We start from the raw sequence: 17,695 nt of genomic DNA, 5'->3' as shown, positions 1-17,695 counted from the left end.
TCCCCGGATTCCGACTCCTCAGATGCGTTTATCCACTAACTGCTTTCACCGCATAACAAATTCTTAACCGGTGACTCAGGGTAGTCGGTCGCGCGAGAGGCGTTTGCGCGCGTTGAGTTTTTGAATCGCCGATGTAGGTAACACTACCTATACGCGCGCTTCTCGCTGGCGCTGTGACCTGGCTGCCACAAAAACTTCACGCGGTTGAAACGCAAACGCCGCGTGGATGTCATCACATCCACGCGGCGAAGTTACGAATAAAATGATAGAGAGCGTCGCTTGTGTGGAGCGCGAACTGTCGCGCTCAATTCACCGAAAGCTGACGCGCATCACTTGCTCGGATTATTTGCCGAGCTTGGTGATCTGCTTGGTCAGGCGAGACACCTTGCGGCTCGCGGAGTTGCGATGCAACTGGCCCTGCTGCGCCGCGCGGATCAGCGCGGGCTCCGCGCCCTTCATCGCTTCAAGCGCCTTGTTGCGATCGCCGGAGGCGATCGCCTCTTCGACTTTGCGGACCGCGCTGCGCATGCGCGAGCGGCGCGCTTTGTTGACTTCGGTGCGGCGCGCGATCTTGCGCGCGGCTTTACGGGCGGAGCTGGTGTTAGCCATGTACGCTTTAAGCCTGTTGTGACGGCGAAAACTGTCAGGCCGTCAGGGTCCATAAAAAGTCGAGGCGGCGAGGGCTCTCGCCGCCAGTTGGGCCGCCTTATAGTCAGGAGGGGCGAAATCGTCAATGTCCGGCGGCCGGCGGCGCTTCCGGGCGCTCCGGCAGGACGCCGGCGTCATGGGCGTAGACCCAGGCCACCGCCCGGTAGGACCAGTCGGTCATGCCCCGGACCATGGCGGCGTCGCGCTCGATTTGGCCCGGTCCGTCAGGCATATGGAACCGGGTCTTGTTGTCCCAGGACTGCTGCTGGATGCGGGAGGCACGGGGCTGGCGCACGGCCTCGTAGAGCTTCAGCGCCGCCTCCACGTCGTCACCGCATTTGTCGAAACAAACCGCGATGGCGGCCCCGTCCTCGATGGCCTGGGCGCCGCCTTGGCCCATGAAGGGCAGCATCGGGTGGCAGCAGTCGCCCAGCATGGTGATGCGGCCGTAGGTCCATTGCTTCAGCGGCTCGCGGTCGAACACCGCCCAGATGAAGGTCTCGTCGACCGCGTCGATGACACGCTGCACCTGCGGGTGCCAGCCCGCGTAAGCCTCCCGCAGATCGTCGACGCTGCCGGGCTCGGTCCAGGATTCGCTGCGCCAGCCGTCCTGTTCGACATGGCCGACGAAGTTCAAATATTTTCCACCCGACACGAAGTAATGGATGAAGTGCCGGCCCGGGCCGAGCCATGCGACGGACTCGCGCGGCAGGTCGCTGACCTTCTCGGCGGGGATGAGTCCACGATAGGCGCGGCAGGCAAAGCGCGGCTCTTCCGGGCCGAGCAGCGCTTTGCGCACGCTGGAATGGATGCCGTCGGCCGCGATCACCGCATCGAATTCCGCGCTTGTGCCGTTGGCGAAGTCGACGCGGACCCGATCGCCGATTTGTTCGATGCCGGTGCAGCGATGCGCCAGGAACACGCGCTCCGGCGGCACGGCCTTGGCGAGGATCGCGTGCAGATCGCCGCGATGGAAGATGTAATGGGGCGCGCCGAACTCGGCCGCGATGGCATCGCCGAGTGGCGTTCTTGTCAGTGTCTTGCCGTCCTGCCAGCGGCGCTGGTGCATGAACGGCGAGCGAAACGCGACCTTGGCGCACTCCTCGCCGAGGCCCAGCCGGATGAGCAGCTTCGAAGCGTTCGGCCCGATGTTGATGCCGGCGCCCACTTCGGAGATCCAGCGCGCCTGCTCATAGACCCTGACATTGTAACCGGCCCTGAGCAGATGGATCGCGGCGGCGAGCCCACCGATGCCGCCGCCGATCACTCCGATCGAAATGTCGCGAGGCGCCATGGTGTCGCCGAGCGGCCTGTCCTTACGCGACGCGCTTGCCGCGCACCTGGTCGTAGCCCGCGACGACCGCAGCGCGGTCGCCGGCCGAGAACGGTGCGAGCGGCGGCTTCATCCGCGCCAGCGCCGGATCGGCATGGATGTGCGAGAGCAGCGCCTTCACGCCCGACACCAGCGGCCGGCCGTCAAACAGTTTGCGGATCGTGACCGCGGCGTCGTGCGCGGCCTTGTCGCCCTTGGCCCAGGCCAGCTGGCAGAGATCGGCGTTGAGGTTCGCGGTCGCCGAAATGCATCCGGCGAAGGCGCCGGTGCGCGCCTCGAGCAACACCGCCTCGGTCGACGGGAACACGTCGAAGCTTTTGGAAATGGCCGCGGCTTCCTTAGCGTAGTTCATGTCGCCCGAGGAATCCTTCAGGCCGACGATGCGGCTGCCGAAGGTGTCGAGCAGCCGCTTCACCAGCGCGACGTGCCAGTGCAGGCCCGACTGCTGCGGGTAGTGATAAAGGTACAGCGGCACGGGCTTTTGCGCCGTGGCCTTTACGATGGTGTCGATGTAGGCGACGAGGCCGTCGTCCGGCACGCCCTTGTAATAGAACGGCGGCAGCACCAGCGCGCCGGCGAAGCCGAGATCGGCCGCGTAACGCGTGAGCGCCACCGCGTCGGCGACGGCCGCGGCGCCGGTGCCGACCATCATGCGGTCGAGCGGCAGGCCTGCGGATTTATAAGCGTCCATCACCCGCTTGCGCTCCTCGAGCGAGAATGACGTCGCCTCGCCGGTGGTGCCGAGCACGTTCAGCCCATCGCAGCCGTTGTCGATCAGATGGCGCGCAAGCTTGGTGGCGCGTGCCGTATCGGGCGAACCGTCCTCGTTGATCGGGGTGGCGACGGCGGCGATGACGCCGCGGAGCTTGGTTTCGGCCATTTTTGGGTTCCTTGAGACTTTGAGCCGGACTTTCGGGCCGCATAAAACAAGACGCGGGCCGTTGGGACAAGCCCTGGCGGCTCGTTCAAGCTATGCTACCTGTCGCGTTCATTTGCCGGATGGAATGCTCCATGCGCTTCGTTCTTGCTTTCCTACTCGCCGCCACCGTGACGGGTCCCGCTGTGGCTCAGCAGGCCAGGCCTGCCAAGCCTCAGCCGAGCCAGGCGGCTCCTCCAAGTCAGGACTCGCCTTTCAGCCAATCCAAGCCCACCTCGCAGGAAGAGGTCATGCGGCAGCGCATCCTGCTCCGGGAAAAGTTCAACAAGGGCTGGGACATTCAGCCCGAGACCCCGAAGGAGCGGGACCGGCGCTGCAAAAACGAAGCGAAAAAGCAGTTTTCGGCGCTGCACCCGCTCAAGCGCCGAAAATACGTGAAGGAGTGCGTCGCGCACGCCAAGCCGTGAGGGCCGTATGAAGGTCACGCCGCCAGCGTTCCGCCGCTGAAAACGGCTGCGTGGCGGCGCGCGAAATCCGCAAACGTGGTCGGCTTCACGCCAAAGGCCTGGTGAGCCGACAGGTTCACCCGTGACTCGGGTCGCCGGCGCCGCTCGGCCGCCTGCTCGTCCATGGCGTCGACGAGATATTCCGGGAGCCCGGCCGCCAGCAGGGCACGCCGCCGTTCCGCAGGATCCACGTTGACGTATCGAATGGTGCGGCCGACAGCCGCGGAGATGTGTCCTGCGATCTCGGCCATGCTCAAGGCTTTGGGGCCGGTCATGTCGAGCCGTTCCCCGCCGTGACCGCCGTCGCGCAGCAGGCGAAACGACACCTTGGCGATGTCTTCGACGTCGATGGGCGATAGCCGGACGTCTCCCAACGCCAGAAGCATCGCGTTGTGTGCTTTGATTGTCGGCGCCTCGCGCAGGTAGACCTGCATGAACTGGCTCGGCCGCAGATGGGTCCAGGTCAGGCCCGAGCGTTCGAGGGCGCGTTCGATTTCTTCGTGCATCCGCGTGAAGCGAAATTGCGTCGCGTCGAACCCAATGCCGGATTCGGCGCCGGAAAATTTCACGATATGCCGCACGCCGGCGCTCTTGCACGCCTCGATGAAGGTGCATTGCGTATCCGCCATCTCCGGCGCAGACGAGGAGATCATCAGCGTTCGCGTGACGTCGTCGAGCGCCGCACCGAGAGTGTCGGGCCGCGCCATGTCGCCCTCGATCACCTCGATGCCAGGGAGCGTCTCGATGAATTGTGCTTTTGCGCGGAACCGGACCAGGGCTCTGACCGGTTCGTTGTGTCGCGCAAATTCGCGGATCACCATCCGCCCGTTCAAGCCCGTGGCGCCGGTTACGAGAAGCATGACCATCCTCCATTTCGCCCGGAGGCTATCGGCGGCCGGCTGACTGGTTCGGCCCGCGATGCTTTGACGAAACGCAGAGGCGGAAGGATTCGAGAAAAATTTCTGCTGTCAGGCGAATCCTTCGGCTTGGCTCGAACGTCTTGGGTCCAGGACCAGAACCCAAGGCAAACAGCCCCAGGAGAGTCGCCCATGAAACGGATGCTCGTGCGCTACAAGGCCAAGCCCGAGGCGGCCGACCTCAATCAGCGGCTGATCGAAGCCGTGTTCCAGGAACTGCACGCCAAGGCGCCGGATGGCGTTCAGTACCTGGTGCTGCGGCTCGCCGATGGCATGTTCGTGCACTTCGTGCAGGGGAAAACCGATATCATCCCGGCGCTCGACGCGTTCAAAGCGTTCGGTGGCGGCATCAAAGAGCGATGCCTGGAACCACCGCAGCCGCACGAGGCGACGGTGGTCGGGAACTACAAAGTGCTGCCTGAATAGGGCGGATATCGGTGACGCATGGGCGTTCCATCGGTTGTTGATCCAGGTCGAAGTCTCGACGCCGCGCTCGGCGAGCTGCGGCCGAAGCTGCATCGGTTTTGCGCGCGCATGACCGGCTCGGCCATCGACGGCGAAGACATCGTGCAGGAGGTCTGCGTCAAGGCCATCGAGGCCGCGGCGTCGAGCGGCCCCATCGACAATGTCGAGGGCTGGCTGTTCCGGATCGCGCACAACGCCGCTCTGGATTTCCTGCGCCGCCGCAACCGGCAGGGGCTCACGCATTCCGACGAGGCCACGGAGATGATCGCCGACCCCAGTGCCGATGCTGATCGCTTGGTCGCCGCTGCTGCGAGCTTGCGGGCCTTCATGGAGCTGACCGCGATCGAGCGCAGCGCCGTCATCCTGATGGATGTGCTCGGTTACCATCTCGACGAGATCGGCTTTATCACCGGCTCAAGCATCCCGTCGATCAAAGCGGCGCTGCATCGCGGGCGCGGGCGTCTGCGCGAACTGGCGAGCACACCCGATGAGCGGCCCTGGCCGGCGCTCTCGGCTGCCGAGAGTGCGCGGCTTTCCAAATATGTGGCGCTGTTCAACGCGCGGGATTTTGACGCCATCCGCGACATGCTGGCCGACGATGTCCGGCTCGAGCTCGTGAACCACCACAGGATGAAGGGCAAGGAGGTGGCGAACTACTTCGGCAATTACGCCAAGATCTCGAATTGGCACCTGACACCCGGACAGGTCGACGGGCGCCCTGCCGTGCTGGTGCGCGAAAGCGCCGATCCGGCAGCAAAGCCGAGTTATTTGATCGTGCTGGAATGGTCGAACGGCAAGATCGTCAACATCCGCGATTTCCGTTACGCGCGCTATGTGGTCGAGAGCGCCGCTGTGACGGTGCTGCCTTCCTGACAGTCCATGCGCTGACGGCGTGAGCCGGCCTTGCGTCGGCACCGATTGTGCCGGACCATCGTCCGCGAGCAAATTCCCCGCGTTCTTGCAGGCGAAACTCGCGGCTCGGGAGGATCACGATGAATTGGCGCGCAACGGTCGGAGCTTTGGCACTGGTCGCGACACTGCATTGTCCGGCGCTTGCTCAATCGTCCGACAAGACCAGCGTGGTTCATGTGTCGGGCGGCGACATTCAGGGGCTTGCCGTCAACGGCGTCGGGCAATTCCTCGGCATTCCTTATGCTGCGCCGCCGACGGGCGAACTGCGCTGGCGGCCGCCGCAAGAGCCGGCGCCGTGGAAGGAGATGCGCGAGGCCACCAAGTTCGGCGGCACCTGCCCGCAGCAGCAGCGCGGCGTGTTCGCCGCGCCGAGCAACACCGAAGACTGTCTCTATCTGAACGTCTACACGCCGGAGACGAAGCCACAGGCCAATGCCAAGCGTCCGGTGATGGTGTGGTTCTATGGCGGCGGACTGTTCAGCGGCGAGAGCAACGACTACGACGGCAGCAAGCTTGCAAGCCGCGGCGGCGTCATCGTGGTGACCCTGAACTATCGGGTCGGCGCGCTGGGCTTTCTCTCGCATCCGGCGATCAACGCCGAAGGTCATCCGTTCGCCAACTACGGCATCATGGATCAGCAGTTTGCGCTGCGCTGGGTGCAGCAAAACATCGCGGCCTTCGGCGGCGATGCGCAGAACGTGACGATCTTCGGCCAGTCGGGAGGCGGCACAGCGGTGATGGCCAATCTGCAGTCGCCGCTGTCCAAGGGGCTGTTTCACAAGGCCATCAACCAGAGCGGCACGCGCATCGCGCTGACGACGCCCGAGATGTCGCTGAAGCTCGGTCAGGATTTTGCGACGGCTGCCGGTTGTGCCGACCAGAGCGCGGCATGTCTGCGCGCGCTCAGCGTCGATCAGGTGCTGAAGAACCAGGCGCCGGTCGTGAGCCGCGTTTCGGATTTTCCTGCGGTCGACGGCACCGTCATCACCGAGTGGGCCTATACGGCGTATCGTGACGGCAACTACAACCGCGTGCCGATCATGACTGGCCTGGTGCAGGACGAGCAGGCGTTCTTCCTGCCGGAGGCCAACACCAAGAAGCCTTTGGCGGCCGACGACGTGAAACGCTATGCGTCGACCTTCGGCGCCGAGCACGTCGACACACTGATGGCGAAGTACCCGCTGGCGAGCTATCCGAGCCCGAGCCTGACCGAGATCGCCATGGCGCAGGGCGGCAAGGCCTGCACGGCGCGGATTCTCAATCTACAATGGTCGAAATATGCGCCGCTCTATGCCTATCAGTTCGAGGACCGCACCGCGCCGTCCTACTTCCCCGAACTGAGCTATCCGATGCGCGCCTATCACACCGCGGAGCTGCAATATCTGTTTCCGTTGTTCCGCGGCGGGCAGGGCACCTCGCACCCGCTGAACGACGGCCAGCAGAAGCTCTCCGACACCATGGTCGACTACTGGACTACGTTCGCGCGCACCGGCAATCCCAACCGAGACGGCGCGCCGAACTGGCTGTCCTATTCGGTCGAGAAGGACAACGTCCTGGTGCTGAACCAGCCGGCGCCGAAGCTGGCTTACAATTACGGCGCCGCCAACGACTGCGCGATGTGGGACAAGATCCTGCCGTTCAAATAGCGCTCACCACCGCACCGCCGGCGGCGCGAGCCGCCCGCCGGCCGCGGTGCGGATGCGCAGTGCCGACTGCTTCGCTTCGCGCACGATCTTTTCGACGTCGTAGCCCACGAGCTTGCCGCCGCGTTTGACGATGCGACCGTCGACCAGCACGGTGTCGACGTTGGCCGGCGCCGCCGCCTGCACCACGGTGGTCTCGACATTGGCGATCGGCGCGATGTTCACGTCGCGGCCGCTGATCAGGATGATGTCGGCGCGCTTGCCGACGGTGAGCGAGCCGGTGACGTCGCCCAGGCCCAGCGCCTTGGCGCCGTTGATGGTCGCCATCTCGATGGCTTCGTGAAACGTCATCTCCGGCTCCTTCTCGCTCGGCGTGCCCTTCCACGGCATGCCGAAGTTCCAGGTCACCCGCATGGTCTCGAACATGTTGAGCGGCGCGATCGACGTAGCGTCGAACGACAGCGAGATCAGCACGCCCGCCTTGCGCATGCGCAACAGGCAGTCGCGCGCATCGCCGGTGCGGCTCAGCCGCATCTCCGACAGGGTCGAGAAGCTCAACGGCGTTTTGGTGCGCGCCATCGCGGCGGCGTCGGCGTCGCTCGCCGGGATGTAGTGGCAGATCAGAAGGTCCGGCCCGAGCCAGCCCTTCTTGTCGTAGTCCTCGGCGTCGAGCGTGTTGGGACCGGACTGTCCGGCATGGAGCGCGACCTTGAGCTTGCGCTCCCGCGCCTGCTTCATGTCCTCGAAGTAAGTCGGCTCGTCGCTCTGCGAGAGGCCGCGCAAATTCACGCCAAACGTGACGAGACCTTCGAATGCCGAGCCGGTGGCGAAGTAATTGGCCCGCACACGGTCGATGTCGGTGAAACTCAGCGGCTCGTTGCGGGGCATCTGGTCGACGTGACCGTAGGAATAGCGGGCCCGCAGCATGCCGTCGCGATGCGCCTGCAATTCGGCGTCGGCATGCGCCGGCGTGCGCGTGTTGTGCGACCAGTTGTGCACCGTGGTGATGCCGGCATTGGCACATTCGGCAAGGCCGAGCATGACGCTGCGGTAGAAGTCGGTCGGCTCGTAGAGCTTTGACGTGGCGGCCTTCGCCGGGAAATAGCCGAAGCCTGCATCGCCCGCGAAGTTGCGGCCGAGCGAGCTCCACATGTGATGATGTGTTTCGACAAAGCCGGGCATCACGATCATGTCGGTGGCGTCGATGGTCTCGGCGCCGGCGACTGCGAGATCGGGGCCGATCGCTTCGATGCGGCCGTTGCTGACGTGGATGTCGGCACGAGGCAGCGTGCCGAGCGTGGGATCGGCCGTGATCACCGCCCCGTTCTTGATCAGATAGTTGCCGCGCGGCACGGCAGGCGCTGCGCCTTGCGCGAAGCTGTTCGTGATCAGCGATGGCGCCGCGAGTGTGCTCAGTGCCGTTGCGCCGAGCAGGCTGCCAAACCTTCTGCGATCGAGCATCGTCGCCTCCATGTGAGTATTTATGACAGAATAATGAAACCTAACGCAGGCGAAGCTCGGCGGACATCGCGGATTGAGGCTTGGCAGGTCCGCGTTTGCGCTCGTGATGCGAGGCAATCTCAACGAGCTTCAATCGCAGATGGCCGTTGTTGGGGATTTTGGGCGACACTCTCGCGCCAGCGGAGGCTCGTGCTGCTGTCGGCCCTTCCCAGGATGGCTCCGATGTCTATAGTCCGGCGTCGGCTTGGAGGGGGCCTTAAGTCCAAACGCGTATGACGAGAGTTCACACGGTTGTCATATTCGCGTTGGTTGCCTTCGGGTCCGTCGCTGCACACGCCGCCGATTCCGCGGCGCCGCTGCCGGTGAGAGGCAAAGCCTTACAGCCGAAGTATCGATGGACCGGGCTCTATTTTGGCGGTCATTTCGGTTACGGCGGCGGCAGTTTCGGATCGGGCGCCAACCCGGCTCACAACGAGTCGGTGATCTTTCCGTCGTCGGTCACGGGTCTCATCGGCGGCTATCAGGTCGGCTACAATCAGCAGCTTCCCAACAATGTCGTGCTCGGCATTGAAGGGGACATGACCTTCCTCAGCCCGATCAACGTCAACGCCACGGCGGACGCGCCGTTCAACACGACGCTTAACTATGTTGCGACCGTGCGCGGTCGGGCCGGCTATGCGTTCGACAATTTCGTTCCTTATGTCACCGGCGGCCTGGCCGTGGGCCAGAGCAAGATCGAGGCACTCGATGGCAATGGCGCGGTCCTGTCGCCGAAGCAGCACACCCATGTGGGCTGGACGGCCGGCGCCGGCGTCGAAGTGGCGCTGGACCGTCACTGGAGCGCCAAGCTCGAGTACAACTACGTCGATCTCGGCGCGCAGACGTTCAGTCTCGATCAGGGGCTGCTGAGCACGATCGCGGTGGATCCCAAGCTCCACGTCGTCAAGCTCGGGGTGAACTACAAGCTCGACAACACCGCCTCACGCAGCGAAGAGACGTTTCCCGCGATGACGGTGCCAGATGCGCCGGAGTCCAAGAACTGGAACATCCACGGCCAGACCACTTTCATTCTGCAGGGCTATCCCGGTTTCCGCTCACCCTATCAGGGCGCTAACAGCCTGCCTGGCGGTGGCATGACCCGGGAGACCTGGACCAACACCGCGTTCCTCGGCTGGCGGCTCTGGGACGGCGGCGAGTTCTATTTCAATCCCGAGCTGGCGCAGGGCTTTGGCCTGAACTCGACGCTGGGCTTGGCCGGTTTCAGCAACGGCGAGGCGCAGAAGGGCGGAGCGCCTTATCCGCGGCTGCGCGCGCAGCGCTACTTCTTCCGCCAGACCTTCGGGCTCGGCGGCGAGCAGGAGAATGTCGAGGACGGTCCCAACCAGCTCGCCGGCAAGCGCGACATCGACCGCGTCACGCTGACGGTCGGCCGCTTCGCCATCGGCGACATCTTCGATGCCAACACCTACGCGCACGATCCGCGCGCCGATTTCCAGAACTGGGCGATGTGGTCGTCGGTGGCCTATGATTTCCCGGCCGATCTGCCGGGCTTCACCCGCGGCGTCGTGGTCGAGCTCAATCGCAAGATGTGGGCGCTGCGCGGCGGCTGGTTCCAGGTGCCCGAGGCGCCCAACAGCGACGCGCTCACCTTCAAGACCGGCGGCGGCCTTCTCGAATACGAACAGCGCTGGGAGCTGTTGAGCCAGCCCGGGCGCCTGCGCGTCGGCGCCTTCTGGAACCGCGGCAACACCGGCAGCTACCGGCAGGCCGTGACCGCGGTGACGATCGATCCGGCGCTCGACATCAACGGCGCCATCCTCGGCACGCGCGGACAGCGCAACAAGTACGGCTTCTATGTCAACGGCGAGCAGGCGATCACCAAGGATCTCGGCGTGTTCGGCCGCTTCAGCTGGAATGACGGACAGAACGAGATTTTGTCATTCACCGATGTCGATCGCAGCATTTCGGGTGGTGTGTCGCTCAAAGGCACGGCCTGGAAGCGGCCGGACGACACGATTGGCTTCGGCGGTGCCATCAACGGGTTGTCGGAGGCCCATCGCAACTTTCTCGCCGCTGGCGGTCTCGGCCTCCTGATCGGCGACGGTGCGTTGAACTATCGCGAAGAGAAAATTATCGAGACCTATTACGCCTACAAGATCGACAAGACATCGACGCTGACCGCCGACTATCAGTTCATCGACAATCCGGCCTACAACGCCGATCGCGGTCCGGCGCACGTCTTTACCGGGCGGTTCCACGCCGAATTCTAATGTGAGTTGCAGAGCGGCTGTGGCGCTGCCTGTCGTAAACCGCGATAAGATAGAGACTCAACTCGCCAGATCGCGAATGGCTGGCCGTCGGCAAAGGGAGGTGCCGTGAATCGGCGCGCATTCCTGACTGGTGCGACTGCGATTGGCATTGCCGGCGAGGCGTTTCGACCCGCCCGCGCGCAATCTTTTCCGTCAGGCGCGGTCCGGATCGTGGTGCCGACTTCGGCCTCGACGCCGCCCGACATTCTCTCCCGCATCATCGCCACGGCGCTGTCGGACGGCGAGGGCTGGACGGTCGATGTCGAGAACAAGGCCGGCAACGTGATGACCATCGCGGCGATGGACGTGGTCAGCCATCCCGCAGACGGCCATTCGCTGTTTCCGGTGAATGCGCCGATCGCGGCGCTGCCGACGCTGATGCCGAAAGCACACTTCAATCTGGAGCGGGACTTCGTGCCGGTGATCCAGACGGGGACCGGTTACAACGTGCTGGTGGTCAGCCCATCACTGCCCGTGAATTCGGTCGGGGAGTTGGTGACATATCTGAAGAAGGATACCGGCAAGCACACCTTCTCGTCAGGCGGCACCGCAACGCCGGCGCATCTCATTGGCGAGATGTTCAGGCTCGAAACCGGCGTGCAAGCCACTCACGTGCCCTATGTGCAGTTTCCGCAGGCGATCGCCGATCTGGTCAACGGCTTCAACACCTATCAGTTCATCACCACACTGCCGGTGATCGAGCTGATCAAGGCCGGCAAGCTCAAGGCGCTGGCGGTGATGGGCAAGAAGCGCATCGCGGCGCTGCCCAACGTGCCGAGCATCGTCGAAGCCGGTTATCCGAAGCTCGCGAGCGAGGATTGGGCCGGTATCATGGTGAAGTCGGGCACGCCGGCCCCCGTGATCGCACGGCTCAACGCCGCCCTCGACAAGGCGGTGAACTCCGAGAAGGCGCGCGCATCGTTTGCCAAGATCGGCTTCGATTCCGGTGGCGGCTCGCCCGAGGCGTTCGGCACGCTGGTGCATGCCGAGATCATGCGCTGGGGCAAGGTGATCAAGGACGCCGGCGTCAAGCTGAATCCCTGACCGGCGACATCAGCGAGGGCTGCGGCGTCCCCTGCGGTCGGCCCAAGGCGCATGATGCAATGCCAGATCGTCGTGAGATCATGCAAAAAATGATACTGTTACGGTACGGAACTTCCGCGTAGCGTTTTAGGCAAGCCTCGGCACAAGAGGTTTTTCTCAATTCAGTGACCTGAATATTGTCATTACGGCCACAGGCCGACGGGGGGACGAACATGGACCGGAGAGTATTTTTGACCGGCGCTACAGCGCTGGGCTTTGGCGGCGTGGCGTTGCGGCGCGCGTCCGCGCAATCCTTCCCGAGCAACGTCATTCGCATCGTGGTGCCGACCTCGGCCTCCACGCCGCCAGACATTCTTGCCCGCATCATCGCGACCGCGTTGTCGGACAGCCAGGGCTGGAAGGTCGTGGTCGAGAACAAGGCCGGCGCGGTGATGACCATCGGCGCGATGGACGTGCTCAGCCAGCCACCGGATGGGCACACGTTGTTCTCGATCACGTCGCCGATCGCAGCCCTTCCTGGCCTCGTGCCCAACGCGCAGTTCAATCTGGAAAAGGATTTCGCGCCGCTGATCCAGACGGGCACCGGTTACAACGTGTTGGTGGTCAATCCATCGGTCCCGGTGAATTCGGTCGGCGAGCTGATTGCCTATCTGAAGAAGGATTCCGGCAAGCACACCTTCTCGTCGGGCGGCTTCGGCACGCCGGCGCATCTGCTCGGTGAGATGTTCAAGCTCGAAGCCGGCGTGCAGGCGGTTCACGTGCCCTATGTGCAGTTTCCCCAGGCGATCGGCGATCTCGTCAGCGGCATCAACACCTACCAGTTCATCACGGTGCTGCCGGTGGTGCAGCTCATCAAGACCGGCAAGCTCAAGGCGCTGGCGATCATGGGAAAGAAGCGCATCGCGGCGCTGCCCGATGTGCCGACCATTGCCGAGGCCGGCTATCCGAAGCTTGCGAGCGAGGACTGGGCCGGCATCTTGATCAAGCGGGGCACGCCGGCGCCGGTGGTCGAGCGGTTGAACGCCGCAGTCGACAAGGCGATCAAGACCGAGAAGGTGCGCGAAGCTCTTGCCAAGCTCGGCGTCGATCCGGGCGGTGGAGCGGCCGAGCCATTCGGCGCGCTGGTGCACTCCGAGATCGCGCGCTGGTCCACGGTGATCAAGGAAGCGGACATCAAGATCAGCCCATAAGATCGACCGATGACAGCAAGTGACTTCCGCGTGACCCTGCTCGGGACCGGCGTGCCGATCCCGAGCCCCGACCGGTTCGGCCCCTCGACGCTGGTCGAGGCTGGCGACCAGAAATTCCTGATCGATGCCGGGCGCGGCGCGACCATCCGGCTCTATCAGCTCAAGGTGCCGATCGGCCGGATCGATGTGCAGCTTCTCACGCACTACCATTCCGACCACACGTCATGCCTGCCGGATGTCTGGCTCACCGGCTGGCTGGAATCGTTTTTTGGCACCCGAAAGACGCCCTACCGGGTGATCGGGCCCACGGGTGCCAGGCGCCTGATGGAAAATCTGGAGCGCGCTTACGCGGATGACATCAAGATCCGCGTCGCCGACGAAAAGCTGCCGCTGTCCGGCATCGCCACCGACGTTACCGAGTTCGATCGCGACGGCCTGGTCTATGAGAAGAACGGCGTGAAGGTGATCGCCTTCGAGGTCGACCACGGCGACGTCATCAAGCCCTGCTACGGCTATCGCTTCGAGTATGACGGCCGCGTCGCGGTGTTCTCCAGCGACACGCGCTACAATCAGAATGTCATCAAGTACGGCGCGGGCGCGGACCTGCTGGTGCATGAGGTCGCAAGCGCGCGGCCTGAGCTGATGAAGGAAGCTTACGTTCAGCGCATCATCGGCCATCACACCACGCCGCGCGAGGCCGGCCAGGTGTTTTCACTGACCAAGCCGAAGCTCGCGGCCTTCACGCATATCGTCCAGCTCGGGAGCGACAAGATCGCGCCGCCGACCGTCGACGAGATGCTCGCCGAGACACGCGAGGTCTATGGCGGTGATCTGGTGGCGGGTGAAGACCTGATGGCCTTCGAGATCGGCGAGGCTGTTACGGTGCGGCGGTATCAGCAGCCGTAGCGGTGGTGAAATTGAATCGGCTCGTGCTGCTTACCTCTCCCCGCTTGCGAGGAGAGGTCGGATCGCGATAGCGATCCGGGTGGGGGTACTCTCGATGGAGCGCGCTCGCTGTGGCTCCCCCTCACCCCGACCCTCTCCCCGCAAGCGGGGCGAGGGAGCTCACCGCCGATGCCGCGACACAATCGCTCTCTAGCTCAACCGCCGACGTTGAACGCGGCCAGCGCCGCCATGTTGACCAGCGTCGAATCCTTGGCGCCGAGCGGCACGATCTGCACCGGACGGTCGAGGCCGACCAGCAGAGGTCCGATCACCGTCGCGCCGCCCAGTTCCTGCAGCATCTTGGTCGAGATCGACGCCGAGTGGAACGCCGGCATGATCAGCACATTGGCCGGGCCGGTCAGTCGGTTGAACGGATAGGGCGCTGCGGCTTCAGGATTGAGTGCGACGTCCGCCGCCATTTCGCCTTCGTATTCGAAATCCACGCGGCGCTTGTCGAGGATCTGCACCGCCTCGATCACCCGCGACGAGCGCTCGCCCGGCGGATGCCCGAAGGTGGAGAACGCCAGCAGCGCAACGCGCGGCACGTAGCCCATGCGGCGGGCGACGCCGGCGGCTTCGATCGCGATCTCGGCCAGATCCTGCGCGCCGGGCATCTCCGTGATGGCGGTGTCGGCGACCAGCACCGGCTGGTGGCGAGACAGGATGATCGACAGGCCCATGACGCGATGGCCGGGCTTGGGATCGATGACGCGCCGCACGTCTTCCAGCGCCACCGAGTAGTTGCGGGTGACGCCAGTGACCATGGAGTCGGCGTCGCCAAGCGCCACCATGCAGGACGCGAAGGTGTTGCGGTCCTGATTGACCATGCGCTGGCAGTCACGGAACAGATAGCCCTGCCGCTGCAGACGCTCATAGAGGTAGGCCGCGTAGTTGGCGTTGCGGGTCGACAGCGCGGCGTTGATGATCTCGATCTTGCCGCCGAGCGCGATGCCGAGGTTCTTGGCGATAGCACGAATGGGCTCCTCGCGGCCGACCAGCAGCGCCTTGCCAAGCCCTTCATGAACGAAGCTCGCCGCGGCGCGGATCACCTGCTCCTCTTCGCCCTCGGCGAACACCACGCGCTTGGGCGACTCGCGCAGCCGCCGGAACACCTGCTGCAGCACGCCCGCGATCGGATCGCGGCGGGTGCGCAAGGTCTGCCGATAGGCTTCCATGTCTTCGATCGGCTTGCGCGCCACGCCGGTGTCCATCGCAGCTTTCGCCACCGCGGGCGGCACATCGGAAATAAGCCGCGGGTCGAACGGCACCGGGATGATGTAGTCCGGTCCGAACTTCGGCCGCGCGCCGTAGGCCGCGGCGACTTCGTCGGGCACGTCCTCGCGGGCGAGGGCTGCGAGCGCGCGGGCCGCCGCGATCTTCATCTCCATGTTGATGGTGGTGGCGCGCACGTCGAGCGCGCCGCGGAAGATGTAGGGGAAGCCGAGAACGTTGTTGACCTGATTCGGATAGTCGGAGCGCCCGGTCGCCATGATGGCGTCGTCGCGCACCTCGTAGACGTCCTCCCAGGTGATCTCCGGATCGGGATTGGCCATGGCGAAGATGATCGGCTTCGGTGCCATCGCCTTGACCATCTCCTTGGTCACCGCGCCCTTCACCGACAGGCCGTAGAACACGTCGGCGCCTTCCAGCGCTTCGGCGAGCGTCCGCCGCGAGGTCTTCACCGCATAGGCCGACTTCCACTGGTTCATGCCGTCGGTGCGGCCCTCGTAGATCACGCCCTTGGTGTCGCAGAGGATCAGGTTTTCGGGCCGGAAGCCGATCGAGCGCAGAAGCTCCAGGCAGGCGATGCCCGCCGCGCCCGCGCCGTTGCAGACGATCTTGGTGTCTTCCATCTTGCGCCCGGTGAGGTCGAGCGCGTTGAGCAGGCCGGCCGTCGCGATGATCGCGGTGCCGTGCTGGTCGTCGTGGAACACTGGGATGTCGAGCAACTCGCGGAGCCGCTGCTCGATGACGAAGCACTCCGGCGCCTTGATGTCCTCGAGGTTGATGCCGCCCCAGCCTTTGCCGAGCAGCTTCACGCAATTGATGATCTCGTCGGGGTTCTCCGACGACACCTCGAGGTCGATCGAGTCGATGTCGGCAAAGCGCTTGAACAGCACCGCCTTGCCTTCCATTACCGGCTTCGCGGCAAGTGCGCCGCGGTTGCCCAGTCCCAGGATGGCGGTGCCGTTGGTGATGACGGCGACGAAGTTTCCTTTGGTCGTGTAATCGTAGGCTTTGTTCTCATCCTCGGCGATCGCCAGCACCGGCACCGCGACGCCGGGCGAATAGGCCAGCGACAGATCGCGCTGAGTCGCCATCGGCTTGGTGGCGACCACTTCGAGCTTGCCGGGACGCCCCTGGCTATGAAAGAGCAGCGCCTCCTGATCAGTGAATGTCGGCCGGTTGCTTGATTTCTTCGCCATTTCAATACTCTACTCTTCCAGGAGGCAGGAAAACCCGACGTTAGCGGAACCGGGTATGGCTCCTCAAGGGAGCACGCCTGCAAGGCAGGTCGGCCTCCGTGTCGCAGCGACGATAATTGGCAGCGGGAAAGGATTGAACGGAAGCGCCTGCCGCGGTAAGCGGTGCCCTGGGAAGGCGCTCGGAATTGGGTAATGATCCGGTTTTTATTGCGCTTTATTGGGCTGCTGCTGCTCGCTCTGGCTTTCATCTTCGTGGTCTATGACGGCATCCGGACGATTTCGGACGGCACGTTGCTGATCACCAAGACCGGCGCGCTTTGGAATACGATCCACGACAGCAGCCTGCGCATGCTGCAGACGCTGGTTGAACAGAAGTTGGGTCTCGAGGCCTGGAAGATTGGCGTTGCGTCGGTGCTCGATCAGCCCGCCGCGGCGATCTTCTGCGTGCTCGGCGTGATCCTGATCATCCTGGGCCGCAAGAAGAAGCCCTTGATCGGCTACGCCCGCGACTGATCGTCGGCAGGCCGAAATCAAATAAACCTCCGGTGCGGGTTTCCCCCGCAACCGGCGGCCACGCCCGCCTAACGGCGTACACGGCAGGGAAACATTAGATATCCCACTCGGTGCGCGGCCGGACGATCTGGAACGAACCGGCTTGGTCGACCGGCTGGTGCGAGTTGAAACCGGTCGCCGTGAGCGCAGTGGTGTGGTGCGGCTGGGCGACAGCGCTCGCAACGTGGCCGACCGTGATGCCAAGCGCGCCAACCATGACGCCCGCGAGCAGCACCGCGCCGAGGATGCCGCCGCGGGGCAGCAGCAGACAGAACCCCGCCGCTATCTCGGCCGCGCCCGCGATCGTGAGGAAGCTCTGGCCGATGCCGAGCATCTGGAACTGCTGGACCATAAGCCCGGTGCCGGTGATCTTGGCGTAACCGGCGGCCATGGCGATCAGCCCAAGCACGATTTGCGCTGCGTAGATGCTGGCGGTCTTGGTCATGGCAGGCCCCGTGATTTCGATG

Annotated in this window: 16 protein-coding genes; 9 read left to right on the top strand and 7 right to left on the bottom strand. The window is 64.2% G+C overall.

What is annotated here, in order from left to right; genetic code table 11:
• Window positions 1-342 precede the first annotated feature (342 nt).
• The 3 genes from rpsT to RHPLAN_RS38020 form a co-directional block, all read right to left on the bottom strand.
• Window positions 343-609 carry a 30S ribosomal protein S20 gene (rpsT, locus tag RHPLAN_RS38030; protein WP_068030255.1) on the bottom strand — a complete coding sequence of 89 codons (267 nt, stop codon included), beginning with the start codon at window positions 607-609 and terminating at the stop codon, window positions 343-345.
• A gap of 121 nt (window positions 610-730) precedes the next feature.
• Window positions 731-1,942, bottom strand: coding sequence for an FAD-dependent monooxygenase (locus tag RHPLAN_RS38025; protein ID WP_198164657.1), 1,212 nt, complete (start codon window positions 1,940-1,942; stop codon window positions 731-733).
• A 22-nt stretch (window positions 1,943-1,964) separates the two neighbouring features.
• Window positions 1,965-2,861, bottom strand: coding sequence for a dihydrodipicolinate synthase family protein (locus RHPLAN_RS38020; RefSeq protein ID WP_068030244.1), 897 nt, complete (start codon window positions 2,859-2,861; stop codon window positions 1,965-1,967).
• A gap of 287 nt (window positions 2,862-3,148) precedes the next feature.
• On the opposite strand from RHPLAN_RS38020, the gene RHPLAN_RS40350 reads away from it, so the two are divergent.
• Window positions 3,149-3,325, top strand: a complete 177-nt coding sequence (locus RHPLAN_RS40350; RefSeq protein ID WP_198164656.1) for a hypothetical protein — start codon at window positions 3,149-3,151, stop codon at window positions 3,323-3,325.
• Window positions 3,326-3,339: 14 nt separating this feature from the next.
• On the opposite strand, the gene RHPLAN_RS38010 is transcribed toward RHPLAN_RS40350, so the two are convergent.
• A complete protein-coding gene (locus RHPLAN_RS38010; RefSeq protein ID WP_068032533.1) occupies window positions 3,340-4,224 on the bottom strand; it encodes an SDR family oxidoreductase in 885 nt (294 codons plus the stop codon).
• 189 nt (window positions 4,225-4,413) lie between these two features.
• On the opposite strand from RHPLAN_RS38010, the gene RHPLAN_RS38005 reads away from it, so the two are divergent.
• The 3 genes from RHPLAN_RS38005 (at window position 4,414) to RHPLAN_RS37995 (ending at window position 7,304) form a co-directional block, all read left to right on the top strand.
• Entirely contained in the window at window positions 4,414-4,707 is a 294-nt protein-coding gene (locus RHPLAN_RS38005; RefSeq protein ID WP_068030237.1) for a hypothetical protein, read from the top strand.
• 18 nt (window positions 4,708-4,725) lie between these two features.
• Entirely contained in the window at window positions 4,726-5,619 is an 894-nt protein-coding gene (locus tag RHPLAN_RS38000; protein WP_068030233.1) for a sigma-70 family RNA polymerase sigma factor, read from the top strand.
• A 119-nt stretch (window positions 5,620-5,738) separates the two neighbouring features.
• Window positions 5,739-7,304 carry a carboxylesterase/lipase family protein gene (locus RHPLAN_RS37995; RefSeq protein WP_068030230.1) on the top strand — a complete coding sequence of 522 codons (1,566 nt, stop codon included), beginning with the start codon at window positions 5,739-5,741 and terminating at the stop codon, window positions 7,302-7,304.
• A gap of 3 nt (window positions 7,305-7,307) precedes the next feature.
• Here the strand turns inward: RHPLAN_RS37995 and RHPLAN_RS37990 are convergent, their stop codons facing one another.
• The gene (locus RHPLAN_RS37990) at window positions 7,308-8,762 is read right to left on the bottom strand and encodes an amidohydrolase family protein (protein WP_068032530.1); all 1,455 of its coding nucleotides are present in this window, start codon (window positions 8,760-8,762) and stop codon (window positions 7,308-7,310) included.
• A 272-nt stretch (window positions 8,763-9,034) separates the two neighbouring features.
• Here RHPLAN_RS37990 and RHPLAN_RS37985 point away from each other — a divergent pair, with 272 nt between their 5' ends.
• The 4 genes from RHPLAN_RS37985 to RHPLAN_RS37970 all read left to right on the top strand — a co-directional run bounded on the left by RHPLAN_RS37985 (window position 9,035) and on the right by RHPLAN_RS37970 (window position 14,211).
• On the top strand, window positions 9,035-11,032 hold the full coding sequence (locus RHPLAN_RS37985; protein ID WP_068030229.1) for a carbohydrate porin: 1,998 nt from the start codon (window positions 9,035-9,037) through the stop codon (window positions 11,030-11,032).
• Between the two features lie 105 nt (window positions 11,033-11,137).
• Complete coding sequence (locus RHPLAN_RS37980; protein WP_068030228.1) at window positions 11,138-12,115, top strand: Bug family tripartite tricarboxylate transporter substrate binding protein; 978 nt, start codon at window positions 11,138-11,140, stop codon at window positions 12,113-12,115.
• Window positions 12,116-12,327: 212 nt separating this feature from the next.
• Window positions 12,328-13,305 (top strand): Bug family tripartite tricarboxylate transporter substrate binding protein, encoded by a 978-nt coding sequence (locus RHPLAN_RS37975; protein WP_068030225.1) that lies wholly within the window; start codon window positions 12,328-12,330, stop codon window positions 13,303-13,305.
• A 9-nt stretch (window positions 13,306-13,314) separates the two neighbouring features.
• A complete protein-coding gene (locus RHPLAN_RS37970) occupies window positions 13,315-14,211 on the top strand; it encodes an MBL fold metallo-hydrolase (RefSeq protein ID WP_068030222.1) in 897 nt (298 codons plus the stop codon).
• A 194-nt stretch (window positions 14,212-14,405) separates the two neighbouring features.
• On the opposite strand, the gene RHPLAN_RS37965 is transcribed toward RHPLAN_RS37970, so the two are convergent.
• A complete protein-coding gene (locus RHPLAN_RS37965; RefSeq protein WP_068030219.1) occupies window positions 14,406-16,676 on the bottom strand; it encodes an NADP-dependent malic enzyme in 2,271 nt (756 codons plus the stop codon).
• A 192-nt stretch (window positions 16,677-16,868) separates the two neighbouring features.
• Here RHPLAN_RS37965 and RHPLAN_RS37960 point away from each other — a divergent pair, with 192 nt between their 5' ends.
• A complete protein-coding gene (locus RHPLAN_RS37960) occupies window positions 16,869-17,189 on the top strand; it encodes a hypothetical protein (RefSeq protein WP_068030216.1) in 321 nt (106 codons plus the stop codon).
• A 94-nt stretch (window positions 17,190-17,283) separates the two neighbouring features.
• On the opposite strand, the gene RHPLAN_RS37955 is transcribed toward RHPLAN_RS37960, so the two are convergent.
• Complete coding sequence (locus RHPLAN_RS37955; protein WP_068030213.1) at window positions 17,284-17,673, bottom strand: DoxX family protein; 390 nt, start codon at window positions 17,671-17,673, stop codon at window positions 17,284-17,286.
• Window positions 17,674-17,695 lie beyond the last annotated feature (22 nt).

The organism is Rhodoplanes sp. Z2-YC6860 (assembly GCF_001579845.1).
Classification (GTDB): domain Bacteria; phylum Pseudomonadota; class Alphaproteobacteria; order Rhizobiales; family Xanthobacteraceae; genus Z2-YC6860.
The sequence above is the reverse complement of the archived record's forward strand: the minus strand, read 5'-3'. Positions and strand labels throughout refer to the sequence as shown.

Coding starts and splice junctions, on each gene's coding strand:
- rpsT (WP_068030255.1), bottom strand. CDS start 609: ATGGCTAACACCAGCTCCGCCCGTAAAGCCGCGCGCAAGATCGCGCGC.
- RHPLAN_RS38025 (WP_198164657.1), bottom strand. CDS start 1,942: ATGGCGCCTCGCGACATTTCGATCGGAGTGATCGGCGGCGGCATCGGT.
- RHPLAN_RS38020 (WP_068030244.1), bottom strand. CDS start 2,861: ATGGCCGAAACCAAGCTCCGCGGCGTCATCGCCGCCGTCGCCACCCCG.
- RHPLAN_RS40350 (WP_198164656.1), top strand. CDS start 3,149: ATGCGGCAGCGCATCCTGCTCCGGGAAAAGTTCAACAAGGGCTGGGAC.
- RHPLAN_RS38010 (WP_068032533.1), bottom strand. CDS start 4,224: ATGCTTCTCGTAACCGGCGCCACGGGCTTGAACGGGCGGATGGTGATC.
- RHPLAN_RS38005 (WP_068030237.1), top strand. CDS start 4,414: ATGAAACGGATGCTCGTGCGCTACAAGGCCAAGCCCGAGGCGGCCGAC.
- RHPLAN_RS38000 (WP_068030233.1), top strand. CDS start 4,726: ATGGGCGTTCCATCGGTTGTTGATCCAGGTCGAAGTCTCGACGCCGCG.
- RHPLAN_RS37995 (WP_068030230.1), top strand. CDS start 5,739: ATGAATTGGCGCGCAACGGTCGGAGCTTTGGCACTGGTCGCGACACTG.
- RHPLAN_RS37990 (WP_068032530.1), bottom strand. CDS start 8,762: ATGCTCGATCGCAGAAGGTTTGGCAGCCTGCTCGGCGCAACGGCACTG.
- RHPLAN_RS37985 (WP_068030229.1), top strand. CDS start 9,035: ATGACGAGAGTTCACACGGTTGTCATATTCGCGTTGGTTGCCTTCGGG.
- RHPLAN_RS37975 (WP_068030225.1), top strand. CDS start 12,328: ATGGACCGGAGAGTATTTTTGACCGGCGCTACAGCGCTGGGCTTTGGC.
- RHPLAN_RS37970 (WP_068030222.1), top strand. CDS start 13,315: ATGACAGCAAGTGACTTCCGCGTGACCCTGCTCGGGACCGGCGTGCCG.
- RHPLAN_RS37965 (WP_068030219.1), bottom strand. CDS start 16,676: ATGGCGAAGAAATCAAGCAACCGGCCGACATTCACTGATCAGGAGGCG.
- RHPLAN_RS37960 (WP_068030216.1), top strand. CDS start 16,869: ATGATCCGGTTTTTATTGCGCTTTATTGGGCTGCTGCTGCTCGCTCTG.
- RHPLAN_RS37955 (WP_068030213.1), bottom strand. CDS start 17,673: ATGACCAAGACCGCCAGCATCTACGCAGCGCAAATCGTGCTTGGGCTG.